This is a genomic window from Rhizobium sp. TH2, from assembly GCF_024707525.1.
GTDB lineage: Bacteria > Pseudomonadota > Alphaproteobacteria > Rhizobiales > Rhizobiaceae > Rhizobium_E.
This window is the reverse complement of sequence record NZ_CP062231.1, coordinates 1,702,726-1,720,391: the sequence shown is the minus strand read 5'-3', so window position 1 is coordinate 1,720,391 and position 17,666 is coordinate 1,702,726. Positions and strand designations below refer to the sequence as shown.

Annotated in this window: 18 protein-coding genes; 10 read left to right on the top strand and 8 right to left on the bottom strand. The window is 61.1% G+C overall.

What is annotated here, in order from left to right; all coding sequences use genetic code 11:
• Window positions 1–2: 2 nt before the first annotated feature.
• The 3 genes from pdxA (at window position 3) to IHQ71_RS08650 (ending at window position 2,832) form a co-directional block, all read left to right on the top strand.
• Window positions 3–1,034, top strand: a complete 1,032-nt coding sequence (gene pdxA / locus IHQ71_RS08660) for a 4-hydroxythreonine-4-phosphate dehydrogenase PdxA (RefSeq protein ID WP_258161553.1) — start codon at window positions 3–5, stop codon at window positions 1,032–1,034.
• Window positions 1,021–1,848 carry a 16S rRNA (adenine(1518)-N(6)/adenine(1519)-N(6))-dimethyltransferase RsmA gene (gene rsmA, locus IHQ71_RS08655; protein ID WP_258161552.1) on the top strand — a complete coding sequence of 276 codons (828 nt, stop codon included), beginning with the start codon at window positions 1,021–1,023 and terminating at the stop codon, window positions 1,846–1,848. Before pdxA ends, rsmA begins: the two co-directional genes overlap by 14 nt.
• Window positions 1,849–1,926: 78 nt before the next feature.
• On the top strand, window positions 1,927–2,832 hold the full coding sequence (locus IHQ71_RS08650) for a DMT family transporter (RefSeq protein ID WP_258161551.1): 906 nt from the start codon (window positions 1,927–1,929) through the stop codon (window positions 2,830–2,832).
• On the opposite strand, the gene gmk is transcribed toward IHQ71_RS08650, so the two are convergent.
• The 7 genes from gmk to fabD all read right to left on the bottom strand — a co-directional run bounded on the left by gmk (window position 2,829) and on the right by fabD (window position 9,334).
• A complete protein-coding gene (gene gmk, locus IHQ71_RS08645; RefSeq protein ID WP_258161550.1) occupies window positions 2,829–3,476 on the bottom strand; it encodes a guanylate kinase in 648 nt (215 codons plus the stop codon). The genes IHQ71_RS08650 and gmk overlap by 4 nt on opposite strands.
• A 4-nt stretch (window positions 3,477–3,480) precedes the next feature.
• Window positions 3,481–4,371, bottom strand: a complete 891-nt coding sequence (locus tag IHQ71_RS08640; protein ID WP_258161549.1) for a YicC/YloC family endoribonuclease — start codon at window positions 4,369–4,371, stop codon at window positions 3,481–3,483.
• Between the two features lie 26 nt (window positions 4,372–4,397).
• Entirely contained in the window at window positions 4,398–5,579 is a 1,182-nt protein-coding gene (gene mltG, locus IHQ71_RS08635; protein ID WP_258161548.1) for an endolytic transglycosylase MltG, read from the bottom strand.
• A 117-nt stretch (window positions 5,580–5,696) separates the two neighbouring features.
• Window positions 5,697–6,959, bottom strand: a complete 1,263-nt coding sequence (gene fabF, locus IHQ71_RS08630; RefSeq protein ID WP_258161547.1) for a beta-ketoacyl-ACP synthase II — start codon at window positions 6,957–6,959, stop codon at window positions 5,697–5,699.
• A 99-nt stretch (window positions 6,960–7,058) separates the two neighbouring features.
• Window positions 7,059–7,295, bottom strand: coding sequence for an acyl carrier protein (locus IHQ71_RS08625; protein ID WP_258161546.1), 237 nt, complete (start codon window positions 7,293–7,295; stop codon window positions 7,059–7,061).
• A gap of 329 nt (window positions 7,296–7,624) precedes the next feature.
• Window positions 7,625–8,362 (bottom strand): 3-oxoacyl-[acyl-carrier-protein] reductase, encoded by a 738-nt coding sequence (gene fabG / locus IHQ71_RS08620; protein ID WP_258161545.1) that lies wholly within the window; start codon window positions 8,360–8,362, stop codon window positions 7,625–7,627.
• 27 nt (window positions 8,363–8,389) lie between these two features.
• Window positions 8,390–9,334: an ACP S-malonyltransferase gene (gene fabD, locus IHQ71_RS08615; protein ID WP_258161544.1), complete on the bottom strand. Its 945-nt coding sequence runs from the start codon at window positions 9,332–9,334 to the stop codon at window positions 8,390–8,392.
• Between the two features lie 187 nt (window positions 9,335–9,521).
• On the opposite strand from fabD, the gene IHQ71_RS08610 reads away from it, so the two are divergent.
• Window positions 9,522–10,568, top strand: coding sequence for an aldo/keto reductase (locus IHQ71_RS08610; protein ID WP_258161543.1), 1,047 nt, complete (start codon window positions 9,522–9,524; stop codon window positions 10,566–10,568).
• Window positions 10,569–10,639: 71 nt separating this feature from the next.
• Here the strand turns inward: IHQ71_RS08610 and IHQ71_RS08605 are convergent, their stop codons facing one another.
• Window positions 10,640–11,398, bottom strand: coding sequence for a hypothetical protein (locus IHQ71_RS08605; protein WP_258161542.1), 759 nt, complete (start codon window positions 11,396–11,398; stop codon window positions 10,640–10,642).
• A 445-nt stretch (window positions 11,399–11,843) separates the two neighbouring features.
• Between IHQ71_RS08605 and rpsF the strand changes: the two genes are divergently transcribed.
• The 6 genes from rpsF (at window position 11,844) to IHQ71_RS08575 (ending at window position 17,601) form a co-directional block, all read left to right on the top strand.
• The gene (gene rpsF, locus IHQ71_RS08600) at window positions 11,844–12,293 is read left to right on the top strand and encodes a 30S ribosomal protein S6 (protein ID WP_258161541.1); all 450 of its coding nucleotides are present in this window, start codon (window positions 11,844–11,846) and stop codon (window positions 12,291–12,293) included.
• A gap of 12 nt (window positions 12,294–12,305) precedes the next feature.
• Window positions 12,306–12,557 (top strand): 30S ribosomal protein S18, encoded by a 252-nt coding sequence (rpsR, locus tag IHQ71_RS08595; RefSeq protein WP_258161540.1) that lies wholly within the window; start codon window positions 12,306–12,308, stop codon window positions 12,555–12,557.
• A gap of 187 nt (window positions 12,558–12,744) precedes the next feature.
• Complete coding sequence (locus IHQ71_RS08590) at window positions 12,745–13,704, top strand: DUF2232 domain-containing protein (protein WP_258161538.1); 960 nt, start codon at window positions 12,745–12,747, stop codon at window positions 13,702–13,704.
• A gap of 14 nt (window positions 13,705–13,718) precedes the next feature.
• The gene (rplI, locus tag IHQ71_RS08585) at window positions 13,719–14,294 is read left to right on the top strand and encodes a 50S ribosomal protein L9 (RefSeq protein WP_258161537.1); all 576 of its coding nucleotides are present in this window, start codon (window positions 13,719–13,721) and stop codon (window positions 14,292–14,294) included.
• 280 nt (window positions 14,295–14,574) lie between these two features.
• The gene (locus tag IHQ71_RS08580; protein WP_258161536.1) at window positions 14,575–15,852 is read left to right on the top strand and encodes a cyclopropane-fatty-acyl-phospholipid synthase family protein; all 1,278 of its coding nucleotides are present in this window, start codon (window positions 14,575–14,577) and stop codon (window positions 15,850–15,852) included.
• Window positions 15,853–16,101: 249 nt separating this feature from the next.
• Complete coding sequence (locus IHQ71_RS08575; protein ID WP_258161535.1) at window positions 16,102–17,601, top strand: replicative DNA helicase; 1,500 nt, start codon at window positions 16,102–16,104, stop codon at window positions 17,599–17,601.
• Window positions 17,602–17,666: the final 65 nt, after the last annotated feature.

The following is a 17,666-nucleotide window of genomic DNA, read 5'->3' as shown; positions in this document are numbered from 1 at the left end:
TCATGGTCACTGGTGCCGCGCCACTCCTGGCCCTCACACAGGGCGATCCCGCCGGCATCGGCCCTGACATAACATTGATGGCATGGTTGCGGCGGGACGCGGACAGCGTTCCGCCATTCCTTTATCTCGGCGACCCCGACGTTCTTGCCGCACGTGCCATCATGCTCGGTCTTGATGTGCCTATGCGAGAGGCCGACGAACAATCGGGGGCTTCCGTCTTCAACGAGGCGCTGCCGGTGCTGGCGGTGCCGGCTGGGGTGGGCGTGGAGGCCGGCAAGCCGGACAGTGCCACGGCACACGGCACGATCCGTGCCATCGAACTCGCCGTCGAAATGACCATGCTCGGCAAGTCTGCCGCCATGGTGACCAACCCGATCGCCAAGTCGGTGCTCTACGAATCCGGCTTCACCTTTCCGGGCCACACCGAGTTTCTCGCCGATCTCGGACGCAGAGTGACGGGCCAGCCTGGAATGCCCGTCATGATGATCGCCGGACCCGAGCTCAGGACCGTGCCGGTGACCATCCATATCCCGCTCAGGGATGTTCCCGAACAGCTGACCACACGGCTGGTCTACGAGACCTGCCGCATCACCGCCCATGATCTCAATCGCCGCTTCGGCATCGAGGCGCCGCGGCTCGCGGTTTCCGGGCTCAACCCTCATGCCGGCGAGAATGGCGCGCTCGGGCTCGAGGACGATGCCATCGTAGCGCCGGCGATCCGACAGTTGCGTGCCGACGGCATCAACGCGGTCGGCCCCCTGCCCGGCGATACGATGTTCCACAAGGCAGCACGCGAGACCTATGACGTGGCGATCTGCATGTATCACGACCAGGCGCTGATCCCGGCCAAGGCGCTCGGCTTCGACGATGCCGTCAATGTCACGCTCGGCCTTCCCTTCATCCGTACCTCGCCAGACCATGGCACCGCGTTCTCGCTCGCGGGCACCGGCAAGGCAAAACCGAACAGCTTGATCGCCGCGCTGAAAATGGCCGCCGAAATGGCATCGAGAGAGACAGTCCATGGCAGCACTTGACGGCCTGCCGCCGCTGCGCGAGGTCATCGCGAAGCACGGGCTCGATGCGCTCAAATCGCTCGGCCAAAACTTCCTGCTCGACCTCAACATCACGCAGAAGGTCGCCCGCAATGCCGGCAAGATCGACGACGCCATCGTGGTCGAGATCGGCCCCGGCCCCGGTGGATTGACGCGCGCGCTGCTGGCGCTTGGCGCAAAGCACGTGATCGCCATCGAACGCGACCGCCGGGCGATTCCGGCGCTGGCGGAAATTTCGGATCACTATCCCGGGCGGTTGACTGTGATCGAGGGCGACGCGTTGACGATCGATGTCGCGCAGTTGGTAGAACCCGGCGTGCCACTGAAGATCGTCGCCAACCTGCCCTACAATATCGGCACGCAGCTTCTGGTGAACTGGCTGACCATCCCCTGGCCGCCGTTCTGGCAATCGCTGACGCTGATGTTCCAGAAGGAGGTCGGCGAGCGTATCGTGGCGGAGGCCGACGACAACCATTACGGCCGGCTTGGCGTGCTCTGCGGCTGGCTGACCCACGCCGAAATGATGTTCGACCTTTCGCCGCAAGCCTTCACGCCGCCGCCGAAGGTGACCTCGACCGTGGTGCATATCGAGCCGCGCAAGAACCCGATCCCGTGCGAACTCGCCAAGCTCGAGCGCGTGACACACGCCGCCTTCGGCCAGCGCCGCAAGATGCTGCGCCAGAGCCTGAAGCCGCTCGGCGGCGAAGCGCTGCTCAACCGAGCGGAGATCGATGCGTCGCGGCGGGCGGAAACGCTCAGCATCGAGGAATTCTGCCGGATCGCCAATCTGCTGTGACACTTCGACCGGCGCCGAAGCATCGTGGCGATGTTCGAGGATAGGAATGCGGCATCCGCAATGAGAGATCCGACCGATATGACCGCTCCCACCTCGAAGCCGCTCACCAATATCCTGCTGCTGCTGGCGCTCGCCACGCTCTGGGGGGCGTCCTACACCTTCATCAAAGTCGGCGTGGAAACCATCCCGCCGGTGACGCTGATCGCGGTGCGCACGCTGATCGCCGCCTCGATCCTTGTATTCGTCATCACGCTTCGCGGTCTATCCTTGCCGCGTGACGCGACCACATGGCGGCGGTTTCTCTTCCAGGCATGCCTTAACAGCGTCATACCATTCACGCTGATTGCCTGGGCCGAACAATCCGTCGATGCAGGCCTCGCAACGATCCTGAATTCGACAACGCCGATCTTCACCTTCCTGCTCACGGTGATCGTGGTGCGGCATGAGGCGGTGACCGCGCGCAAGATCTTCGGCGTCGTTGCGGGTTTGGCCGGTGTTTGCTTGATCATCGGCACCGAAGCACTTTCCGGTATTGGCGACCAGTTGCCCGCACAGTTTGCCATTCTTCTCGCCAGCATGGCCTATGCCGGTGCTGCGATCTTCGGCCGGAATTTCAAGGGCCTCGATCCGATGATGCCGGCGGCCGGATCGATGATCTGTGGCGCGATCATCCTCATCCCGATCAGCCTGATCGTCGACCGGCCCTGGACATTGACGCCATCGGCCGAGTCCATCGGCGCGCTTCTCGGCCTATCGGTGTTCTCGACGGCACTCGCCTTCGTGATCTTCTTCAGGCTGATGCAGACGCTCGGCTCGGTCGGCACGACCGCGCAGGCCTATCTCCGCGTGCCGATCGGCGTTGGCATCGGTGTGGTCTTCCTCGGCGAGACCGTGACGCAGACAGCCGGCATCGGGCTCATCTGTGTCATCGCAGGAGTGGCGGCGATGACATTGCCCTCACGAAAAAAACTCGCGGCGGCTTAGGCCAACAGCGTGCTGACGAAATCGAACATGCCGTGGCGGCGGTCGCGGCGGAGGCGTTCGGCCTCGACGATGCAACGCACCGAGGCGAACGCGCGATCAAGGTCGTCGTTGATCACGCCATAGTCATATTCCCGCCAATGGGCGATCTCCTCGCGCGCATTCTTGAGGCGCGTCGCGATCACCTCCGCCTTGTCCTCCGCACGGCGGTTGAGCCGCGATTGCAGCTCGGTCATGGTCGGCGGCAGGATGAAGATCGAGACCACGTCGGCAGGCATCTTGTCCTGCAATTGCTGGGCGCCCTGCCAGTCGATGTCGAATAGCATGTCGCGGCCCTCCGACATCGCGACCTCCACCGGTTCGCGCGGCGTGCCGTAGAAGTTGCCGTGCACTTCGGCCCATTCGAGCAGCGAATCGCTGTTCTTCAGCCGTTCGAATTCCTTCCTGCTGACGAAATGGTAATGAACGCCTTCAATCTCGGAGGGCCGGCGCTCACGGGTCGTGACGCTGACCGAGAGCGACATGTCGCGATCGGCTTCGAGCACGTTGCGGGCGATGGTCGATTTTCCAGCGCCCGACGGCGAGGAAATCACCAGCATCAGGCCGCGCCGCGCGATCTCCACAAGCCTCTTTTCGGTCGCCGCCATGCGATCACTCCAGATTTTGCACCTGCTCGCGGAACTGGTCGATGACCACCTTGAGCTCGATCCCCGCCGCGGTCACCGCCGCGCTGTTGGATTTAGAACAGATCGTGTTCGATTCGCGATTGAATTCTTGCGCCAGGAAATCGAGCTTGCGCCCCACCGGCCCGCCCTTGTGGAGCAGATCGCGCGCGGCCGCGATGTGCGACTTAAGCCGGTCGATCTCTTCCCGGACATCGGCCTTGGTGGCGAGGATCGCGACTTCCTGATGCAGCCGGTCGCGATCGAGCGTGCTTGAGGCGCCTTCCATCAGCGTGGCGACCTGCGCTTCGAGCCGTGCGCGGATCTGGTCGGCTGTCCGGGATGGATCGGTCTCGACCATCAGGGTCAGCTTCTCGATGGCGCCGACCTGGGCGAGAAGCACGGCGGCGAGGGCCGCGCCTTCCGCCTCGCGCATCGCGGCCATGGCAGCAGAGGCGCGTTCAACAGCCTGCAACAGCCCGGCGTCAAGCGCTTCCAAGTCGTCCTGGCCGTCCGCAGCATCCTTGAAATCGATGATACCGCGAATGCCGAGCAGCGTATCGAACCGGATCGGTGCCGGATCGATCACATCGGCAAGCTGGTCCTTGAGCGCCATGACGGCATCAAGTGCGGCCTGGTTGACCACGGCCTCGACCCTCGACTCGCCCGACTGCAGCGAGAGTGTGGCCTGGATATTACCGCGCGAGAAACGCACTGACAGAATGCGCCGCGCTTCAGCTTCCATCCGCTCGAAGCCCTGCGGCAGCCTCAGCCTGACATCGAGGCCCTTGCCGTTGACCGAGCGCAGTTCCCACGCCCATTGATGACGGCCGGCTTGTCCGTCGAGGCGGGCAAAGCCCGTCATGGATTGCAATGCCATTGTGCTGGCCCCCCGGCCTTGAGAACTCAGTCTGGCTGGGTCTCAGTATTTGGTTCCTGCGCGCCGTTCTTCTGGTCCGCCTGGAACTTGCGCCAGCGCGCCACATTCTCGTTGTGCTCCTTGAGCGTCGCGGCGAAAGCATGCCCGCCCGTGCCGTCAGCCACGAAATAGAGATATTCGGTGCGCGATGGATTGGCGACCGCTTCGAGCGCGGCACGGCCCGGATTGGCGATGGGCGTCGGCGGCAGGCCGTCGATCTCATAGGTATTGTAGGGCGTTTCCTTGTCGACATCAGCCGAGGTCAGCTCGCGGTCGGAGGGCTTGCCGTCGCCGCCGAAGAGGCCATAGACGATGGTCGGGTCGGACTGCAGGCGCATGCCCTTCTTGATACGGTTGAGGAAGACGGAGGCGACCTGCGGCCGCTCGTCGGCCTTGCCGGTCTCCTTCTCGACGATCGAGGCGAGGATCAGCATTTCTTCCTTCGAGGCGAGCGGCGAATCCTTGTCGCGCTTCTCCCAAACCTCGTCGAGAATCTTCTGCTGCGCATTCTTCATCTGGGTGACGATGGTGTTGCGCTTGTTGCCACGCGTAAACTTGTAGGTGTCGGGTCTCAGGCTGCCCTCGGGCGGCAGCTCGACCGGCAGATCGCCTTCAAGCACGGTGTCGGCGGCGAGCCGCTTGAACATCTGCTTGACGGTCAGGCCTTCCGGCAGCGTCAGCGAATACTGGATCGACTTGCCCGACTTGAAGAGATCCATGATCTCCAACATCGAGGACTTTGCCTTGACCTCATACTCGCCATGGCGCGATTTCTGGTCCTCGCCGAGGAACTTGGTGACCGTGGTGAAGATGCGCGACTGGGAAATGATGCCCTTGCGCTCCAGGCTCTGGCCGATTTCGTTGATGCCGGCGCCCTCGCGGACGAGGAATGTGGTGTCGGCTTCAAGTGGGCCTGGCACCTGGTATTCGCGGAAAAAGTAATAGACAAGCGCCACGGCGGCGACAGTCAATAAGGTGACCAGGGTCATCACGAAATTGAGGAAGATGACGAGCTGGCTGCGGGCCTCGCGCGAGCGGCGTGGCGGCAGCGGCACCTTTTCAGGCCTCAGCGCCTCCTTCGGCGACTTCGGTATGATGCGCGTCTGGGCGTCACCGCCATTGGCGGCGCGGCCAAACTGACCTTCGCTCGTCTGGTTGGGATCGGTCAAATGCATTCCTCAAAATTCGGACTGTTTCACACGCAATTAAGCAGACATTGGAGCGGCATTGCGGCAAGACTGGATGCGCGTGAGCGCCCTGGAATGTCTGTTCCGGAGCGGCAAAAGTCAATCCTGAAGACGGCGCAGGATCAGCGATGCATTCGTGCCGCCAAAACCGAAGGAATTGGAGAGCGCGATATCGACCTTGCGCTTGCGCGCCTTGTTCGGCACCAGATCGATCTTGGTCTCGACTTCAGGATTGTCGAGATTGATCGTGGGAGGCACGATGCCGTCGCGGATGGCGAGAACCGAGAAGATCGCCTCGATCGCGCCGGCGGCACCCAGGAGATGGCCGGTCATCGACTTGGTCGAGGACATCGACACGTTGGACGCGTGATCGCCCACGAGCCGTTCGACCGCGCTGAGCTCGATGGTGTCGGCCATTGTGGATGTGCCGTGCGCGTTGATGTAGTCGAGCTCACTGGGCTGCAGCCCGGCTCGCTTCAGCGCCATGCGCATGCAGCGCTCGGCACCCTCGCCGTTCTCCGAGGGGGCAGTAATATGGTAGGCGTCGCCCGAAAGACCGTAGCCGACGACCTCCGCATAGATCTTGGCGCCGCGCGCCTTGGCGTGCTCGAACTCCTCGACCACGACGATACCGGCGCCCTCGCCCATAACGAAACCGTCGCGGTCCTTGTCATAGGGTCGCGAGGCACGTTCAGGCTCGTCGTTGAAATCCGTCGACAGTGCCTTGCAGGCGGCAAAACCCGCGAGCGAAATCCGCGACACCGGCGACTCCGAGCCGCCCGCGACCATGACGTCCGCGTCGCCCAGCGCGATCAACCGCGCAGCATCGCCGATCGCATGCGCGCCGGTGGAGCAAGCGGTCACGACCGAATGGTTCGGACCGCGCAGCTTGTGGCGGATCGAGACCTGTCCCGAGACCAGGTTGATCAGGCGGCCGGGAATGAAGAAGGGGGATACGCGGCGGGGGCCCTTGTCGCGGAGCGTGTAGCCCGCCTCGACTATGCCTTCGACGCCGCCGATGCCGGAGCCGATCAGCACGCCGGTGGCGATCTGGTCCTCATCCGTTTCGGGATGCCAGCCGGCATCGTCCAGCGCCATGGTGGCGGCTGCCATGCCGTAGATGATGAAGGGATCGACCTTGCGCTGTTCCTTCGGCTCCATCCAGTCGTCGGCATTATACGTGCCGTTGGAGCCATCGCCGAAGGGCAGCCGGCAGGCAATCTTCGCCGGCAGGTCCTCGACTTCGAATTCGGTGACCCTGCGAGCGCCGCTTTTTCCAGCAAGCGCGTTCGCCCAGGTCGCCTCAACACCACATCCAAGCGGGGTCACCATTCCAAGCCCCGTGATAACGACGCGTCTCATGGCTTATTCTCCACCCTACTCAAGTCTGTTCATTAATTCATGCCGGATAGCAAACTGCCGGGCGACAAAAGTCTGCCCGGCAGAGCCAACCCGGAATGATCAGGCCTGGGCCTTGGAGATGAACTTCACCGCATCGCCAACCGTCAGGATCGAGTCGGCGGCGTCATCGGGGATTTCCACGCCGAATTCTTCTTCGAAAGCCATCACGAGTTCGACGGTATCGAGAGAATCTGCGCCCAGATCATCGATGAAGCTGGCGGCTTCGGTCACCTTGTCGGCTTCCACGCCCAGATGGTCCACCACAATTTTCTTTACGCGTTCTGCGATATCGCTCATGTCGGTTTCCTCGACCTTCGTCTGTTTATGCGCCAGGAGTGGCGTCAATACCCGATTTGCACCGCTCTTCCCCAAAAGGCGGGAGCGGCAGTTCCATCTAGCGGCTCGCATGTCCAAAATCCAGTCTAAACCGATTTTAGTCCTGCAAGCGCCATTCTAGAGACTGCACTCAGTCTCCTGCGGCTTAACACGGTTTATTTCCCGCGCAAAGCCTGAAAATGAGCAATTCCCGGCTGTTCAGGGGTGTTTCCCCAGCGGTTCTTGCCCAAGTTTTTCAACCGCTTTACCGCCCCTTTCGAACGAAACGCGGGAGCTGGTCAATTCGTTGCTTAGAGCATCGCCATGCCACCGTTCACATGCAGCACGTGACCGGTGATGTAGGAGCATTCTTCGGATGCGAGGAAACAGACGGCAGCGGCGACTTCCTTGCCCAGGCCCATGCGCTTCATCGGAATCTTCACGAAAAGCGTTTCCTTCTGCTTGTCGTTCAGCTTTTCGGTCATCGCGCTTTCGATGAAGCCCGGCGAGACGCAGTTGGCGACGATGCCGCGCGTCGCGACTTCAGCGGCCAACGCCTTGGTGAAACCTTCCATTCCGGCCTTGGAGGCGCAGTAATTGGCCTGACCCGGATTGCCCGTCGTGCCGACCACCGAGCTGATGTTGACCACGCGGCCGTAGCGGCGCTTCATCATGGGGCCGCAGAATTCGCGGGTCAGCAGGAAGGCGGCATTGAGATTGATGTCAAGGACATTGTCCCAATCCTCGTCGCTCATCCGCATCATCAGGCCGTCCTTGGTGATGCCGGCATTGTTGACGAGGATATCAACGCCGCCGAGTTCCTGTTCGGCGGTCTTCGCCAGTTCCTTCACCGCGGCGCGGTCGGTGAGATTGGCGGTGAAGATATGGGTCCGCTCGCCGAGATCGGCGGCCAATTGCTCAAGCTTTTCGCGGCGGGTGCCGTGCAGGCCGACGGTCGCGCCGCGTGCGTGGAGCGCCCGCGCGATCTCTTCGCCAATTCCCCCGGTTGCACCTGTCAGAAGCGCCTTGCGGCCGGTCAGGTCGAACATGTCTCGCAATCCTTATCTTGATATTGTTCAGGCGTTGAGCGCCGCGAGTGCCGCTTCGATATCGGCAGGCGTATTGACCGCCGTGCCGGCCAGCGACTTGTCGATGCGGCGGACGAGCCCGGTCAGGACCTTGCCCGAACCGACTTCATAGAGCGAGGTGACGCCGTTCGCAGCGAACCACTCCACGGTCTCGCGCCAGCGCACCTGTCCGGTGACCTGCTCGACGAGAAGCTTGACGATCTCGGACGCATCCGTCACCGGGGCCGCACGGACATTGGCGACGATGGGTACGACAGGGCTATTGGCAGTCACCTTGGAAAGCGCTTCGGCCATGGCATCCGCCGCCGGTGCCATCAGGCGCGAATGGAAGGGTGCGGACACGGGAAGAAGAATGGCGCGCAATGCCTTCTGTTCCTTGGCGAGTGCGGCGGCCTGTTCGACCGCGGCCTTCTCGCCGGAGACGACCAGCTGGCCACCGCCATTGTCGTTGGCGATCTGGCAGGCGCCAAGCCCGGCGACCGACTGACAAATGGCTTCGACTGCGGAATGCTCGAGCCCGATGATCGCCGCCATGGCGCCCTTGCCCGCCGGCACCGCGGCCTGCATGGCGTTGCCGCGAATGCGAAGAAGACGCGCTGTATCGGCCAGAGTAAAGGTGCCGGCGGCGCAGAGTGCGGAATATTCACCGAGGGAATGGCCGGCGACATAGGCGACCTTCGACTTGAGATCGAGGCCACGCGCCTGCATCACCCGGATCGCGGCGATCGACACCGCCATCAGCGCCGGCTGGGCGTTGGCCGTCAGCGTCAACGTCTCCTCGGGGCCGCTCCACATGACATCGGAAAGCTTTTCGCCGAGCGCCTCATCGACCTCGTCGAACACCGCGCGCGCCTCGGCAAAGCTGTCCGCCAATTCCTTGCCCATGCCGACGGACTGACTGCCCTGACCGGGAAATGTGAATGCGACCGTCATGGCAGCTCCCTCTCGTTCTCGTATTTGGCCTTCCCATTCACACAATCTTGCAGCCTGTCAAGCATTGGTGATCCGCTGCCAACCGGTTTTTACCCCGAAAACGCCGCCGCGTGCCCTTGCACTGCAACAAAATCGGCATAGATTGCGCCCGTTTCAATGCCCTCGCTTCAATTTCCAAGGATACTCCATGCGCTTTAATCCGCTCGGCCGCACCGGCATGCAGGTTTCGGAAATCTGCCTCGGCACCATGACCTGGGGCAGCCAGAATACGGAGGCCGAGGCACATGGGCAGATGGATTACGCCGTCGCCGAGGGCGTCAATTTCCTGGACACAGCCGAACTCTACCCGACCACGCCCGTTTCGGCCGAGACACAGGGCGATACCGAACGCTTCATCGGCACCTGGATGAAGGCGCGCGGCAATCGCGACAAGGTCGTGCTGGCAACCAAGATCGCCGGCCCCGGCCGCGACTATATTCGCGGCGGCGTGCCGATCACCGGCGATGAGATACGCAAGGCGATCGATCTCAGTCTCACGCGGCTCAATACCGATTACATCGACCTCTACCAGCTCCATTGGCCCAATCGCGGCCACTACCATTTCCGCCAGGCCTGGACCTACAAGCCCGAGCGCCAGCCGCCGCGCGAGGCCGTGGTCGCCAATCTCCGCGAGATCCTGGAAGCGATCGGCGAAGCGCACAAGGCAGGCAAGATTCGCGCCTTCGGCCTCTCCAACGATACCGTCTGGGGCACGATGCAGTATCTGCGGCTTGCCGATGAACTCGGCCTACCGCGCGTGGCTTCGATCCAGAACGAATACAATCTGCTCTATCACCAGCATGACCTCGATTTCGCCGAAGTCGCCCATCACGAGGATATCGGGCTGCTAGCCTATTCACCGCTGGCTGGCGGTCTGCTGACCGGAAAATATTTGGGTGGCGCCATTCCCGCTGGCTCGCGCGCGTCGATCAATCCCGACATCGGCGGCCGCCTCACCCATCACCAGGAACCGGCCGTCGCCGAATTCGTCGAGGTTGCGAAGAAGCACAATCTCGATCTCGCGCGGATGTCGCTGGCCTTCTGCCTGACACGGCCGTTCATGACGTCGGTCATCATCGGCGCCACGACAATGGAACAGCTCAAGACGGATATCTCGGCGAAGCATTTGACGCTCGACGATACCGTAATCCGCGATCTCAGGGCGGTGATCCGGAAATATCCGATGCCGATCTGACGGATGGGCTTTATCGGCCGCGGCCGGAAGCGCGTATCGGTGCTGCTTCCGGCCCAGGCATGTTGGTACGATCAAATATCCTTCGTGATGTCGTTGTTGCTTACCCAGCCCTCGACCGGCTCGTCCTTCTTGCCTGTTTTCGTAACGAACACGTCCTGAGCGCCCTTGACCGCGAGCATCGCCGTGCGCGCGTCCTGCAGGTTCGCGTCCAATTTGACGAACGCCATCTTGGAAACGATGTCCTTGACGTTCTCGGCGCCGATCTTGAACGCGAGAAACTCCGGCAGTTTCGCAGTGGTCAGGTCGACAGCGGTCCCGGCTGCGGCGTTGTCGGCGATGAATTTGTTCAGCGTTCCCTCGTGAATGATGTACTTGATGACATTGTTGGGCGCGAAAATCGCGATCCGGCTGAAGCCCTGGTCAAGTAGGGTGCGGATCTGGGCGATGGTAACATTGGCTTCATCGGCAGCCGTGGCGAGATCGAGGCTCTTTATCGCGTTGCGCTTTTTCATCACCTGGCTGACGGCGGTCTGCTGCATCTCCTGCTCCGGCGTCAGCTTCTCCATCGCCTTGTCAACCGCCCTGTTGGCGGTCTCGAAATTTTCACGCGAGAAGTAGAAGGCCAGGATGGTTCCGACCCATGTACTGAACAGCGGCACAAGCGTTGTGAATACGTCACGTGCGGTCGTGCCGCTGCCCTGGATCGTGGCGGCAAAATAGCCGGTCACGAGTATTCCAAACGTCGATACCAGAAAAACAGCCCATGCCAGCAGATTCTTGAATTCCCATTTTGGCGTGGCGTTATCAGCCACAGCATTGGAAACAGCCATTTCATTCCCCCTTTTGTGTTGCCGCGGTATCCAGCACCTCGTCTCCCGCCGAGAGCACCCGCATCAGGGAATGAGTACAACCTTCTCATTCGAGAATCAATACCTATGCGTGCATTATTATACAATTGCAACCATGCGTAAACTCTTGGTTGCGGTATTGTCCCGAGCATATGCGCTATCCACCCCTTGCTTTCGCCGCATTTTCCTGTAAAAGCCGCCCTCATCAAACATCCGGTCATTTGGCTGGTGGCTTTACGGAAGGCCGGTTTCGTCGTTGAAACCGTGAGGAACCACAGGGTTCCGGCTTCCCGTGTCTCCGCTCTCGACCGTACCGAACAGACGCTTTTCTTGCCCCGCGGGCTTGCCCGCAAACAAAGAACAGTCGTTGAGGCTTGGCGCCATTCCGGATGGGATTGATGAAAACGCAAGAAAGGCAAGTCATTTCATGGCTCTTTACGAACATTGCTTCCTTGCCCGGCAGGATATCGCCGCTCCGCAGGTCGACGCACTCGTTGAAACATACAAGGGTGTTATCGAATCTCTCGGCGGCAAGGTTGGGCGCATCGAGAACTGGGGCCTCAAGTCCCTCACCTACCGCATCAAGAAGAACCGCAAGGCCTTCTACGTCCTCATGGACGTCGATGCTCCGGCAGCCGCGATCCAGGAAGTCGAGCGCCAGCAGCGCTACAACGAAGACATCCTGCGCTTCATGACCGTCAAGGTCGAGGCTCACGAGGAAGGCCCGTCGGCCATGATGCAGAAGCGCGACCGCGACGACCGTCCGCGCCGTGATGGCGACGACCGTCCGTTCTCGCCGCGCGGTGATCGTGGCGACCGTGGTGATCGCCCGCCGCGTCGCGATGGCGACCGTCCGTTCCGTCCGCGCGAATCGTAAGGAGAATTTCCAATGGCTGATACTTCATCCGCTCCGGCCGCGCGCCGTCCGTTCCATCGCCGCCGCAAGACCTGCCCCTTCTCGGGCCAGAATGCGCCGCGCATCGACTACAAGGACGTCAAGCTGCTCTCGCGCTACATTTCCGAGCGTGGCAAGATCGTTCCGTCGCGCATCACCGCCGTTTCCCAGAAGAAGCAGCGCGAACTGGCCCAGGCCATCAAGCGCGCCCGTTTCCTCGGCCTGCTGCCTTACGTCGTAGCGTAAAGCTCGATCCCCGGAGACCCGCTCTCCGGCACCTGACTCCGCGTGAGGCGCCCGGCGCCTCATGCATCCCTTCCGCGATGGGCGCGGATCGGAACGACAGAAATCCCATGTTGGGGACCTGAATCAATCCTTCAGGAAACTCCCCTAACTGCTTCATTCGATTGAATGGACAGGACAGCGAGATAGAATGAAACCGAGCGTAAACCCTGTATTGGTCGGCATCATTGCCGGACTGGTCGCCGCCATTCTCATGGTGGTGTCGCCGGCCCTGCCCGTGATTGCGCCGATTGCCGCAATGACCGCGCTGTTCATCGCCGGTCTCGGCTTTGGCCGGGTGGCCGGACTGCTGGCCGTCGTCGTTGCCGCCGCGGCGCTCGGCGCGCTGGCATCTTCAATCGAATTTGCCTTCATTTTCGGGGCCACGCTTCTGCCGGCAGCCATCATGAGCCAGCTCGCGGGACTTGCGCGTCCGGCAAGCGAGATCGGCGGGCCGGAAACCGCGCTCGCATGGTATCCGCTTTCCGACATTCTTCTCGCAGGCGCCGCGCTGGTCGCGCTGGCAACCCTGTGCCTGGTGCTGGTTGCGCCGCTCGACGCCTATTTCACCCAAGAGATCGATCGCCTCTCCGCCATTATCGCCGAGATGGATCCCCTGGCGGCACCGACGGCCGGCGACAAGCTGCAGATGCTGGCCACCCTGAAGACGTTCAGCCCGGTCCCCATCGCCGCCGGCAACATGATCTCCTTCTTCGGCGGCTTCTATTTTGCGATGCGCATTCTCACCGCGTTCAAGCGCAATGTCCGGCCGCGTGAAGATGTGCGCTCCAGCCTTCGCATGAACCGCCTCGCACTGGCCGTATTGGTGGGTGGGATTGTGTTGATGCTCGTCGGCGGCACGGTCGGCCTTATTGGCGCCAGTTTTGCGGGCGCGGTCGGCGGCGGCTTTCTGCTTGCCGGTTTTGCGGTCATTCACAATGCACTGCGCGACAAGCCGTGGGCGTTGCCTGCGTTGATCCTGACCTACTTGGTCGCTCTTATTCCCGCCGTCGGACAAATATTGATCATGTCCTTCGGTCTTGCCAATCCGCGACGCGCCGTCGCGATCACGCCTGCCAATTCCAACGAAACTTCCGACACGCAGAACTGAAAGGAACTCACATCATGCAAGTCATTCTCCTCGAACGCGTCAACAAGCTCGGCCAGATGGGCGAGACGGTAAAGGTCAAGGACGGCTACGCCCGTAACTACCTGCTGCCGCTCGGCAAGGCACTGCGCGCCAACGAAGCCAACAACAAGCGCTATGAAACCGAGCGCGTGCAGCTTGAAGCCCGCAACCTCGAGCGCAAGAGCGAAGCCCAGACGATTGCCGACAAGCTCGAAGGCAAGTCCTTCGTCGTCGTCCGCTCCGCTGGCGAAACCGGCCAGATGTACGGCTCGGTCGCAGCGCGTGACATCGCCGACATCGTGTCCGCCGAAGGCTTCAGCATCGGCCGCAACCAGGTCGACCTCAACACCCCGATCAAAATGATCGGCCTGCACAATGTGGTTATCCACCTGCATGCCGAGGTGACCGTCACGATCGAACTCAACGTCGCCCGCTCGGCCGACGAAGCCGCCCGCCAGTCCAAGGGCGAAAGCCTGACCTCGGCCGACGCCATCTATGGTGTCGACGAGGATGCATTGAAGCCGGAAGACTTCTTCGATGCCAGCCAGATGGACGACGGCGAAGAAATGTAAGATCGTACGATCTTTAAGCGGTTCGCCCCGCTTTTTTGAACGCCTCCGGAACCATCCGGAGGCGTTTTGCGTTTCCCCACGCATGTTAATCATATCACAAATCGGAATGGATTCTTGTGCAAGTTTGAACAATTAGCCGATCAAGACCCATTGCCAATTGGAGATTCTTTGCTAAATTTTACTATTGTTAATGTTTTGGACAAGCTTACCGCCCGGTGCGCCCTCCATTACGCCCGTCCGGCCTGCTGTCAGTTGTGTGTAATGCGCGTGGAGCTGACATATGAATCGCATTCTAGACCGCTTTATTGCGACCATCGTTCGCAAGGGTAATCTAACTCTCACATTCGCCGATGGTACGCGGCGCACCTATGGCGGAGGAACCGGCAAGCCGGTCCACATCCGCTTCAACACCAGCAAAGCGGAGTGGCTGGTCGTCTACAATCCCGAATACTATCTCGGAGAATGTTACGGCGACGGCGGGCTCGATATCGTCGAAGGCGATATGTACGACCTTCTGGAGACGGTGTTCACCGGCAATCCCGATGGCGAGTTCGAGTACAAGCCGTGGATGAAGCTGTTCGCCAAGATTCGCTACGCTTTCCGGTTCTTCAAGGAATACAATTTCGCCCAGCGCTCGCGCAAGAACGTACAGCATCATTACGACCTGACCGGCGCGCTCTACGACCTGTTCCTCGATGGCGACAGGCAGTATTCCTGTGCCTATTTCGAGACGCCTGATACGGATCTGGAAGAGGCGCAACTCGCCAAGAAGCGGCATATCGCAGCCAAGATGGTGATGAACCGGCCGGGCCTTTCCGTGCTCGACATCGGTTGCGGCTGGGGCGGCATGGCGCTTTATCTCGCACGCAATCTCGGCGCCAAGGTCAAAGGCGTCACGCTCTCCGACGAGCAGTTGGCAATCGCCCGCAAGCGCGCCGAGGATGGTGGCCTGAAGGATGACGTGCGCTTCGACCTGCAGGATTATCGCCATGTCGAAGAGAAGTTTGACCGCATCGTCTCCGTCGGCATGTTCGAGCATGTCGGTCGGCCGTTCTACGACACTTATTTCAAGAAGTCGGCGCAGCTTCTCAAAAAGGACGGCGTGATGCTGATGCACACGATCGGCCGCACCGACGTGCCGAGCACGACCAATCCGTTCATCGAGAAATATATCTTCCCCGGCGGCTATATGCCGGCACTGTCCGAGGTGATGCCGGCGATCGAGCGCTCCGGCCTCAAGATCACCGATATCGAGATCCTGCGGCTGCACTATGCCGAGACGTTGAAGGCATGGCGCAAGCGCTTCATGGCAAGGCGTGAGGAGGCCAAGGCGCTCTATGACGAGAAGTTCTGCCGCATCTGGGAATTCTATCTCGCCTCCTCCGAAAGCGCCTTCCGCTGGCAGAACCTGGTGATCTTCCAGTTCCAGCTGGCACATGACCAGGAGGCGGTGCCGCTGACGCGCGACTATATCCAGTCCTCGGAAAACTGCCTGCGCCAGACCGAGCAGAAGCAGCAGGCCGGCTCCGTCCGTTTCCCGCATGAGGCGGCCGAATAGCTGATTCTCCTTCATCCCTTTCAAAAGGCCCGCACTTCCGGTGCGGGCATTTTTGTTCTATGTATGTTCGCCGCGAGTCGCTTGAGTCGAGTCAACGGAAAGATGTGTCAATGGCGATCTTATCCACGGTAAGCTTCATGCTGTGGACATCGGCTACAGCTTAACGAATTGGCAAGATTCATCTGCGTCTTGAGGCCAACCGGTCTATAGGATCGGCACCTTCAAGACAGAATTGTGACGGACAGCATAATGAAAGACGCCGCGCGGAAACTTGCCGCCATCAGCAATACCGACGCCACCCCGCATTACCGCGAAGCCCCGAACAATCTCGAGGCGGAGCAGGCGCTGCTCGGCGCCATGCTGGTCAACAACGACGCCTTCTACCGCGTGTCGGATTTCTTGAAGCCCGTGCATTTCCAAGAGCCGCTGCACCGCCGGATCTTCGAGGTCGCGGGCGATATCATCCGCATGGGCAAGACCGCCAACCCTGTGACGATCAAGACCTTCCTGCCGGCCGACGACAAGGTCGGCGACCTCACCGTGGCGCAGTATCTGGCGCGCCTTGCGGCGGACGCCGTCTCGATCATCAATGCCGAGGACTATGGCCGAGCGATCTACGATCTGGCGCTCCGCCGTTCCCTGATCACCATCGGCGAGGACATGGTCAACATCGCCTATGACGCGCCGCTCGACATGCCGCCGCAGACCCAGATCGAAGACACCGAGCGGCGCCTGTTCGAGCTTGCCGAGACCGGCCGTTACGACGGCGGCTTCCAGGCGTTTTCCGATGCCGTGGCGCAGGCGATCGACATGGCGGGCGCTGCCTTCGAGCGCGAAGGCCATCTCTCGGGTATCTCCACCGGCATCATGTCGCTGGACGCGAAGATGGGCGGTCTGCAGCGCTCCGACTTGATTGTGCTTGCCGGACGTCCCGGCATGGGCAAGACCTCGCTGGCCACCAATATCGCCTATAATATCGCCGCGGCCTACGAGCCGGAAGTCCTGCCGGACGGCTCCTTCAAGGCTCGGAACGGCGGCGTTGTCGGCTTCTATTCGCTCGAAATGTCTTCCGAACAGCTGGCCACCCGTATCATTTCCGAGCAGACGGAAGTCTCGTCGTCCAAGATTCGTCGCGGCGACATCACCGAAGCCGATTTTGAGAAGCTGGTCGCCTGCTCGCAGATGATGCAGAAGATTCCGCTTTTCATCGACCAGACCGGTGGTATCTCGATCGCGCAGCTTTCGGCGCGTGCCCGTCGCCTGAAGCGCCAGCGCGGCCTCGATTGCCTCGTCGTCGACTATATCCAGCTGATGACCGGTTCCGGCAAATCCGGTGAGAACCGCGTGCAGGAAGTGACGCAGATCACCACCGGCCTCAAGGCGCTCGGCAAGGAACTCGGCGTGCCGATCATCGCACTGTCCCAGCTGTCGCGCCAGGTGGAAAGCCGTGACGACAAGCGCCCCCAGCTCTCGGACTTGCGTGAATCAGGCTCGATCGAGCAGGACGCAGACGTCGTGCTCTTCGTGTTCCGCGAGGAATATTATGTGAAGAACGCCGAGCCCCGCGATCCCGACGATCCGAAATACACGGAATGGGAATCCAACATGGACAAGGTCAAGGGCACCGCCGACGTGATCATCGCCAAGCAGCGCCACGGACCAACCGGCACGGTAAAACTCGCCTTCCAGGCGGAATTCACGCGCTTCACCGACCTCGCGGACCCGAGCTTCACGCAATACGAGCATTGAGGGCCGGAACGGCACCTTGAAAGTAATGCAATTTTGCATTACTTTCATTTGGTATTCCACGGAGA

Excerpts from the sequence above, each read along its gene's own strand:
- pdxA (WP_258161553.1), top strand. The coding sequence starts at position 3 with ATGGTCACTGGTGCCGCGCCACTCCTGGCCCTCACACAGGGCGATCCC.
- rsmA (WP_258161552.1), top strand. The coding sequence starts at position 1,021 with ATGGCAGCACTTGACGGCCTGCCGCCGCTGCGCGAGGTCATCGCGAAG.
- IHQ71_RS08650 (WP_258161551.1), top strand. The coding sequence starts at position 1,927 with ATGACCGCTCCCACCTCGAAGCCGCTCACCAATATCCTGCTGCTGCTG.
- gmk (WP_258161550.1), bottom strand. The coding sequence starts at position 3,476 with ATGGCGGCGACCGAAAAGAGGCTTGTGGAGATCGCGCGGCGCGGCCTG.
- IHQ71_RS08640 (WP_258161549.1), bottom strand. The coding sequence starts at position 4,371 with ATGGCATTGCAATCCATGACGGGCTTTGCCCGCCTCGACGGACAAGCC.
- fabF (WP_258161547.1), bottom strand. The coding sequence starts at position 6,959 with ATGAGACGCGTCGTTATCACGGGGCTTGGAATGGTGACCCCGCTTGGA.
- IHQ71_RS08625 (WP_258161546.1), bottom strand. The coding sequence starts at position 7,295 with ATGAGCGATATCGCAGAACGCGTAAAGAAAATTGTGGTGGACCATCTG.
- fabG (WP_258161545.1), bottom strand. The coding sequence starts at position 8,362 with ATGTTCGACCTGACCGGCCGCAAGGCGCTTCTGACAGGTGCAACCGGG.
- fabD (WP_258161544.1), bottom strand. The coding sequence starts at position 9,334 with ATGACGGTCGCATTCACATTTCCCGGTCAGGGCAGTCAGTCCGTCGGC.
- IHQ71_RS08610 (WP_258161543.1), top strand. The coding sequence starts at position 9,522 with ATGCGCTTTAATCCGCTCGGCCGCACCGGCATGCAGGTTTCGGAAATC.
- IHQ71_RS08605 (WP_258161542.1), bottom strand. The coding sequence starts at position 11,398 with ATGGCTGTTTCCAATGCTGTGGCTGATAACGCCACGCCAAAATGGGAA.
- rpsF (WP_258161541.1), top strand. The coding sequence starts at position 11,844 with ATGGCTCTTTACGAACATTGCTTCCTTGCCCGGCAGGATATCGCCGCT.
- rpsR (WP_258161540.1), top strand. The coding sequence starts at position 12,306 with ATGGCTGATACTTCATCCGCTCCGGCCGCGCGCCGTCCGTTCCATCGC.
- IHQ71_RS08590 (WP_258161538.1), top strand. The coding sequence starts at position 12,745 with ATGAAACCGAGCGTAAACCCTGTATTGGTCGGCATCATTGCCGGACTG.
- rplI (WP_258161537.1), top strand. The coding sequence starts at position 13,719 with ATGCAAGTCATTCTCCTCGAACGCGTCAACAAGCTCGGCCAGATGGGC.
- IHQ71_RS08580 (WP_258161536.1), top strand. The coding sequence starts at position 14,575 with ATGAATCGCATTCTAGACCGCTTTATTGCGACCATCGTTCGCAAGGGT.
- IHQ71_RS08575 (WP_258161535.1), top strand. The coding sequence starts at position 16,102 with ATGAAAGACGCCGCGCGGAAACTTGCCGCCATCAGCAATACCGACGCC.